Source organism: Cellulomonas sp. P4_B5_2 (genome assembly GCF_056402235.1).
Window position 1 is genome coordinate 1 of record NZ_JBFUHU010000214.1, and the last position, 7,871, is coordinate 7,871.

At 73.0% G+C, this 7,871-nt stretch carries 8 protein-coding genes; all 8 read right to left on the bottom strand.

Annotated features, from left to right (window positions below; translation table 11 throughout):
* On the bottom strand, positions 1–1,279 hold a 1,279-nt coding region (locus AC1DUQ_RS15110; protein ID WP_477074067.1), incomplete at its 3' end, for an acyltransferase family protein.
* A 105-nt stretch (positions 1,280–1,384) separates the two neighbouring features.
* Positions 1,385–1,714 (bottom strand): MGMT family protein, encoded by a 330-nt coding sequence (locus AC1DUQ_RS15115; protein WP_477062722.1) that lies wholly within the window; start codon positions 1,712–1,714, stop codon positions 1,385–1,387.
* Positions 1,715–1,721: 7 nt separating this feature from the next.
* Positions 1,722–2,213 (bottom strand): CoA-binding protein, encoded by a 492-nt coding sequence (locus AC1DUQ_RS15120; RefSeq protein WP_175348613.1) that lies wholly within the window; start codon positions 2,211–2,213, stop codon positions 1,722–1,724.
* Positions 2,210–3,541: an O-acetylhomoserine aminocarboxypropyltransferase/cysteine synthase family protein gene (locus AC1DUQ_RS15125; RefSeq protein WP_477062721.1), complete on the bottom strand. Its 1,332-nt coding sequence runs from the start codon at positions 3,539–3,541 to the stop codon at positions 2,210–2,212. Before AC1DUQ_RS15125 ends, AC1DUQ_RS15120 begins: the two co-directional genes overlap by 4 nt.
* On the bottom strand, positions 3,538–5,595 hold the full coding sequence (gene acs / locus AC1DUQ_RS15130; RefSeq protein WP_477062720.1) for an acetate--CoA ligase: 2,058 nt from the start codon (positions 5,593–5,595) through the stop codon (positions 3,538–3,540). Before acs ends, AC1DUQ_RS15125 begins: the two co-directional genes overlap by 4 nt.
* Complete coding sequence (locus AC1DUQ_RS15135) at positions 5,592–6,464, bottom strand: ABC transporter permease (protein ID WP_477074068.1); 873 nt, start codon at positions 6,462–6,464, stop codon at positions 5,592–5,594. Before AC1DUQ_RS15135 ends, acs begins: the two co-directional genes overlap by 4 nt.
* Positions 6,461–7,417, bottom strand: a complete 957-nt coding sequence (locus AC1DUQ_RS15140; protein WP_477074069.1) for an aliphatic sulfonate ABC transporter substrate-binding protein — start codon at positions 7,415–7,417, stop codon at positions 6,461–6,463. Before AC1DUQ_RS15140 ends, AC1DUQ_RS15135 begins: the two co-directional genes overlap by 4 nt.
* 49 nt (positions 7,418–7,466) lie before the next feature.
* On the bottom strand, positions 7,467–7,871 hold a 405-nt coding region (locus tag AC1DUQ_RS15145; RefSeq protein WP_477074070.1), incomplete at its 5' end, for an ATP-binding cassette domain-containing protein.

Sequence of the window (7,871 nt, forward strand, 5' to 3'; positions counted from 1 at the left end):
CCCCGCCGACGACCACCATCCCGACCGCGGCCGCGACCACCCGGAGCACCGCGCGCGGCCGGTCCGTGCCCGCGTCGCGCACCCGGGCAGCCAGCCGGCCGAGCGCGCCCCGCCGGACCGGCAGCTCGACGAGCCGGTAGGACAGCTCGGCGATCGCCAGGACGCCTGCGAGGCGCAGCGGGGTCGCCAGCCACGGCTCCACCGCGATGTCGACACCCGGCCGCGTGAGCATGAAGACGGGCCAGTGCCACAGGTAGATGCCGTAGGACCGTTCGCCCAGCCAGCGCCAGGGCTGCCGGGCGAGGGCGCGTCCGAGCAGTCCGGCCGGGTCGGCGACCGCGCCGACCAGCACCGCCGCCAGCAGCGAGAACGCGAGGAACCCGCCGCGGTAGAGAGCGTTGCTGAACTCGTCCACCCAGACGAACGCCGCGAGCACGCCGAGCAGCGCCGCGCCGCCCAGCACGTCGGTGACGCCCGCCTCGAACCGTCGCACCGAGCTGCCGCGCTCGCGCACCCACGACCCGGCGTGCTGCCACGTCCGCCATGGGGTCCAGACCGCCGCCATGGCCGCGCCGACCAGCAGGCCCATCGAGTGGGTGTCGGTGCCGAAGTACGCGCGGCTCGGGTCGTTCGGTACGGGGGAGGACGTGCGGACGGCGATCACCACCATCGCGGCGGTGGACAGCAGCGCCAGGACCGCGGCGAGCTGCCCCACGCGCGCGCGGCCCGCGCGCAGCGCCAGGAGGGCCACCAGCGGGAAGACCAGGTAGAACTGCTCCTCGATGGCCAGCGACCACAGGTGCTGGAGCAGCGGGGGGCGGCTGGTCAGCTCGAAGTACGACCGGTCCGCGACCACCTGCCACCAGTTCGACACGTACCCCGCGGCCGCGAGGATGTCGCCACGCAGCTCACGCGCCTCCCCGGGCATGGCGACGGCGACACCGGCCATGGCGACTAGCAGGAGCCCGAGGGCGGGCAGCAGCCGCCGGGCGCGCCGGGCGTAGAACCGCCGGAACGAGAACCGCCCGGTCAGCTCCACCTCGTCGAGGACCAGCGTGGTGATGAGGAAGCCGGACAGGACGAAGAACACGTCCACGCCCAGGAACCCGCCACGCATCCACGGTGCGCCGAGGTGGTAGACGACCACGCCCGCGACGGCGATCGCGCGGACCCCGTCGAGGCCGCCCAGGTGCGGCAGGCGTGTGAACGGCACCACTGCTGTCACCCGGGGTGCCGTGCGCGTCCCGACGAGCGCGGAGCGCTGGACGGTGACGGTCATGGATCTCCCGGGTCGGTGCGGTGCGCGGTCGACGCGGGGCGCCTCCCGTGCGGCCAGGCTAGGTCGGCCGGGAGGGCGGGCAGCCGAGGACACGCGGGAGGCGGTTCAGTCGTCGGGGAACCAGATCGCGCGGCGCAGCGCCACGCGGGTGCCGTCGGCCGTCAGGGGAGTGCCCTCGTCGGTGAGCAGACGCAGCGCTCGGGTGGCATGGCGCGCGGGCGGGCTGCCCGCGGCGTTGACGACGCGCCACCAGGGAACCCCGGAGCCGGCGTGGCTCATGACCTGGCCCACCTGCCGTGGACCGCCACGACGCACGCCGTCGCGAGCCTGGAGCAGGTCACCGACGACCTCGGCGATCGTCCCGTAGGTCATCGCGCGCCCCGCCGGGATCGTCGCGACGAGGTCGAGCACGGCCTCCGCGTAGTCGTCGTCCACCGGGAGCTCAGCCCAGTGCGCGCTTGGAGCTGATCACTCCGGTGTCGAAGCCGGCGAGGTGCAGGCCGCCGTGGAACCGGGCGTGCTCGATCTTCACGCAGCGGTCCATGACGACGGTCAGTCCCGCGGCCTCGCCGCGCCGGGCGACGTCCTCGTGCCACGAGCCGAGCTGCAGCCAGAGCGCCTTGGCGCCGACGGCGATCGTCTCGTCGAGCACCGTCGGCAGGTCGTCGTGGCGGCGGAACACGTCCACCAGGTCGGGGACCACCGGCAGTGACTCGAGCGACGGGTACACCGGCCGGCCGAGGATCTCGTCGGCGCGCGGGTTGACGAAGTACACGTCGTACGGGGAGCTCGACAGCAGGTAGGTCGCGACGAAGAAGCTCGCCCGCGCGGGGTTGTTCGACGCGCCGACGATCGCGATGGACTTCGTGGAGTGCAGGAGCGCGAGGCGCTCGGGGGCGCTCGGTCCCAGCCAGGTGCGCGTGCCGGTGCTCATGCCGCCACCCCCGTCCGGGTGCGTCCGGTGGCGGCCGTGAGGGCCTGGTCGAGGTCCCAGAGGATGTCCTCGGCGTCCTCGAGCCCGACGCTGATCCGCACCAGGTCGGCGGGAACGCCGGCCGCGGCGAGCTGCTCGGCGTTCAGCTGCTGGTGCGTGGTGGACCCGGGGTGGATGACCAGCGTGCGCGCGTCGCCCACGTTCGCCAGGTGGCTGGCCAGCTGCAGGCCCTCGATGAACGCGCGGCCGATGGTGCGGCCGTCCTTGTCGTCCGTGGCGCGCAGCCCGAACGCGAACACCGCGCCGGGGCCGAGCGGCAGGTAGTGGTTCGCGCGCTCGTGGTGCGGGTGGCTGGGCAGGCCGGCCCAGTTGACGTACGAGACGCGGGGGTCGGCCTCGAGCCACTCGGCGACCACCCGGGTGTTCGCCAGGTGCGCGTCCAGGCGCTGGGGGAGCGTCTCGACACCCTGGAGCAGGTTGAACGCGGACTGCGGGCTGAGCGCCGGCCCGATGTCCCGCAGCTGCTCGGAGCGGAGCTTGGTGAGGAACCCGTACTCGCCGAAGTTCTCCCACCAGCGGACCCCGCCGTAGGACGCCACCGGCTCGGTCATCTGCGGGAACCGGCCGCTGCCCCAGTCGAACCGGCCGGACTCGACGACGATGCCGCCGAGCGTGGTGCCGTGCCCGCCGAGGAACTTGGTGACGGAGTGGATGACGATGTCGGCGCCGTGCTCGATCGGCCGCACCAGGTACGGGGTGGCCAGCGTCGCGTCGACCACGAAGGGGATCCCGGCGGCGTGCGCGACCTCGGCCAGCCCGGCCAGGTCGGCGATCTCCCCGGACGGGTTGGCGATGACCTCGGCGTACAGCACCTTGGTCTCGGGCCGGATCGCCGCGGCGTAGTCGGCCGGGTCGGTGCCGGGCACGAACGTGGTGTCGACGCCGAACCGGCGCAGAGTGACGTCGAGCGCGGTCACGGTGCCGCCGTACAGCTGCGACGACGCGACGATGTGGTCTCCGGCGCCCACCAGCGCGGCGAAGGTGATGAACTCCGCGGACATGCCCGACGCCGTGGCGACCGCCCCGATCCCTCCCTCGAGCGACGCGATCCGCTCCTCGAGCGCGGCGACCGTGGGGTTGCCGATGCGGGAGTAGATGTTCCCGTACTTCTGCAGCGCGAACAGGTTGGCGGCGTCGGCGGTGTCCTGGAACACGAACGACGTCGTCTGGTAGATCGGCACCGCGCGCGCACCCGTCGTCGCGTCGGGGATCCCGCCGGCGTGCAGCGCCCGCGTGCGGAAGCCGAAGCGGTGGTCGGGGCTGGTCATGCGGTCTCCTCGGAGGCGCTGGTGCGGACGGCTGGCAGCACGGTACGCCGTGCAGTGAGTGCGGCGATCTCGTCGACCGCCCAGGGGTTCTGCAGGGAGGTGACGTCGCCCGGCGCGCTGCCGTCGAGGATCTGCGCCAGCAGCCGGCGCATGATCTTGCCCGACCGCGTCTTGGGCAGGTCCGGCACCAGGAGCACGTGCTTGGGCTTGGCGACGGGCCCGATCTCGTGGGCCACCTGCCCGCGCAGCTCCTCGCGGAGCGCGTCGCCGGCGGCCAGCCAGGCGTCCACGTCGTCGACCGGACCCGGCGGTGCGGCGGGCACGACGAAGGCGGCGACGGCCTGCCCGGTGACGTCGTCGTGCACGCCCGCGACCCCGGCCTCGCCGACCGCGGGGTGGGCGACGAGCGCGGACTCGATCTCGATGGTCGAGAGGCGGTGCCCGGAGACGTTGACCACGTCGTCGAGCCGGCCGAGCAGCCAGATGTACCTGTCGGCGTCGTACGACGCGCCGTCGCCGGCCAGGAAGTACCCGCCGTGCTCGCCGTGCCCGGCGAACCGCCGCCAGTACGCGTCGAGGTACCGCTGCGGGTCGCCCCAGATCGTGCGGGCCATCCCGGGCCACGGTCGGTCGACGACCAGCAGGCCGCCCTCGCCCGGGCCGACCTCCACGCCGGAGTCGTCGACGACCTTCGCCGAGATGCCCGGCAGCGGACGCGTCGCCGACCCGGGCTTGAGCACCGTGGATCCGGGCAGCGGCGCGATCATCGCGGCACCGGTCTCGGACTGCCACCAGGTGTCCACCACAGGTGCGCGGTCGGCGCCGAACGTGCGGCGGAACCACACCCACGCCTCGGGGTTGATCGCCTCGCCGACCGTGCCCAGCAGCCGGATGCTCGACAGGTCGTGCCCGCCGGTGAGCTCGTCGCCGAACCAGGTCATGAACGTCCGGATGAGGGTCGGCGCGGTGTAGTACGTGGTCACGCCGTAGCGCTCGATGATCTCGAGGTGGCGCTCGCGGTGGGGGCTGTCGGGGGTGCCCTCGTAGATGACCTGCGTGAGCCCGTTGGCCAGCGGGCCGTAGATCTCGTAGGTGTGCGCGGTGACCCACGCGAGGTCGGCGGTGCACCAGTGGACGTCGTCGGGCTTGGCGTCGAAGTGCGCCCAGTGCGCCCAGGCGGCGTGCGTGAGGTACCCGCCGGACGTGTGCACCAGACCCTTCGGGCGCCCGGTGGTGCCCGAGGTGTAGATGATGAACAGCGGGTGCTCGGCGTCGAACGCCTGCGCCTCGTGCACGTCGGGCGCGGTGTCGACGACGTCGTGCCACCAGACGTCGCGACCCTCGGTCCACGGCACGTCCTGCCCGGTCCGCCGGACCACCAGCACGTGCTCCACGTGGTCCAGCCCGGCCACGGCCTCGTCGGCGGTCGACTTCACCTCGACGGCCTGCCCGCGGCGGTACTGCCCGTCGCTGGTGACCAGCAGCTTGGCGCCCGTGTCCTGCACCCGGAACCGGACGGCCTCCGCGGAGAAGCCACCGAACACCAGGGAGTGCACGGCGCCGATCCGCGCGATCGCGAGCGTGACGATCACGGTCTCCGCGAGCACCGGCAGGTATACGACGACGCGGTCCCCGGGACCGATGCCGAGGGCGGTCAGCGCGTTCGCCGCCCGGGACACCTCGCTCTGCAGGTCCGCGTACGTGAGCGTGCGGCGGTCGCCGGGCGCTCCCTCGACGTGCAGGGCCACCTTGTCGCCGCGCCCGGCGTCGACGTGCCGGTCCACGCAGTTGACGGCCACGTTCAGGCGCCCGCCGACGAACCACTGCGCCTCGGGCACGGTCAGCCCGCCCTCTGCGTCGGCCACCGGCGGCGACCAGACCAGGGGCGTGTGCCACGGCGTCACCCAGTCGAGCCGGCGCGCGGCGTCCTCCCAGAAGGCGATCGGGTCGGCCTCGGCGCGGTCGAACGCCTCCGGTCCCACGTTGGCGTCGAGGTCGAGCGGGGGGTCGTAGGTGCGTGCCTCGGTCTGCAGGGTGGAGATCGTGGAGGTCATGCCCATCTCTTCAGCAGGTACTTCTCGGCCAGCCCGATGAGGCTGTCGGTCAGCTTGCCCAGCAGGGCCAGCAGGATGATCGCGAGGATGATCCGGTCGACACGTCCGTTGTTGCCGGAGTCCATGAGCAGGAAGCCCAGGCCCATGGAGGACGCGATCAGCTCGGCGGCGACGAGGAACAGCCAGGACTGCGCGAGCGCGAGCCGCAGCCCGGACACCACCGACGGCAGCACGGCGGGCAGCTGGACGCTCGAGAACAGCCRGACGCCGCGCAGCCCGTACGCGCGGCCGACCTCGACGAGGTGCGGGTCGACGTGCCGGAGCGCGGCCGCGACGGTCGTGTAGACGGGGAAGAACGCGCCGATCGCGATGAGCGTGATCTTGGAGTCCTCGCCGATCTTCATCCAGAGGATGAGCAGGGGGACCCAGGCGAGCGACGGGACGGCGCGGATGGCGCCGAGCGTGGGGGCGAGCAGGGCGTCGCCGAGGCGGGACAGGCCGACGACCGCGCCGAGCAGGAGCCCGGCGGCGCTGCCGATCGCGAACCCGATGAGCACGCGCTGCGTGGAGATCGCGACGTAGGGCGCGAGCAGGTTGCGCTCGGCCAGGTCCACGGCCGCGTTCCACACGGAGGCCGGGCTGGGGAGCTGGTACGGCGCGACGATCCCGGCGCTGGTGACCCTCTGCCAGAGCGCGAGCAGGGCCAGCGGGAGCAGGAGGCCGAGCACCGTCCGCGTGCCGCGGCGGGCGAGCGGACCTTTCGACGACGGCCGGGTCGAGCCGTTGTCGAACGGGTTGAACGCGCGGTGCGGGCGACCGTCTTGGTCGAGGATCGGCGTCGACGTGCCGACGACGGGCGGTGCGGTCATGTCAGCTCCTGGGAGGGACCCTGCCGCCCCCGAGAGTCCCGGGGGTCTCCGGGGACCGGGTCGATCTTGAGGGTGGTGCGCTCGGAGATGACCTTGGTGGCCACCGCGGGGTCGATCGCGGCAACCTCGGCGAGGATCGACGCGACCTCCTCGGGGTTCTCCTGGGCGTACGCGCGGGCCTTCTCGTACGTGGCGACGACCAGCTGGGCCAGGTCGGGGCTCTTGCCGAGGAACGACTCGGTCGCGTTGAGGAAGCCGTAGGTGTTGAAGTCGACGTTCCGGTACAGGAGCGTCGAGCCCGCGGTCGCCTCGCTGGCGGCCATCAGCGGGTCCAGCCCGGCCCACGCGGCGACGGAGCCGTTCTCGAGCGCGGCCTTGCCGTCGGCGTGCTGCAGGTTCTGCACCTCGACCTGGTCCAGCGGCACGCCGGCCTCCTCCAGCGACTGCAGCAGGAAGAAGTACGGGTCGGTGCCCTTGGTGGCGGCCACGGACTTGCCGGCCAGCTGGCTGACGTCGGTGATGTCGGACCCCTTCGGCACGACGATCGCCGCCCACTCCGGCTGGGAGTAGATGTCGATGGTCTTGATCGGGGAGCCGTTCGAGCGGGCCAGCAGTGCGGCCGACCCGGCCGTCGAGCCCACGTCGACGGCACCCGCACGGAGCGCCTCGTTGGCCTTGTTGGACCCGGCGGACTGGATCCAGTTGACCGTGACGTCGTCGCCCAGGGCCTCCTCGAGCCAGCCCTGGTCCTTGATGACCAGGCTCAGCGGGTTGTAGGTCGCGAAGTCGATGTTGAGCACGTCGGCGCTCCACTCGACGGGGGCATCGGCCGACGCGGTGGAGTCGGGCTCGGGCGCGACGGCGGGGGTGTCCTCGCCGGCGACGCAGCCGGTGAGCGCCAGGGCGGTCGCGAGGGCCAGTGCGGTGGCGGACACGGCGGTGCGGATGCTCATCGTCTCTCCTGAGTGGTGACCCGGGGGTGGGTCGGGTGGGTGGTGCGGGTCAGATGGAGTGGTGCTTGTCCTGCTCGGCGGGGCTGATGTGGTGGGTCGGGACGCCGAGGCCCTCGAGCAGCTCGGCGCGCAGACCGGCGAACGTGGAGTCGGCGCGATCGCGGGGTCGCGTCCCGGGCACGTCGATGACGCGGGCGATGCTGGTCTCGTCGCGCTGCGGGGTGCGCAGGAGCACCACGCGGTCGGCCAGGTAGAGGGCCTCCTCCACGTCGTGCGTCACCAGGAGCACGGTGGCCGGCTCGGCGGCGTGCACCTCGAGCAGGAGCTCCTGCATGCGCAGCCGAGTCAGCGCGTCGAGCGCCCCGAACGGCTCGTCGAGCAGCAGGACCCCGGGGTTACGGGCGAGCGCCCGGGCGAGCGACGCCCGCTGCGCCATGCCGCCGGACACCTGCCG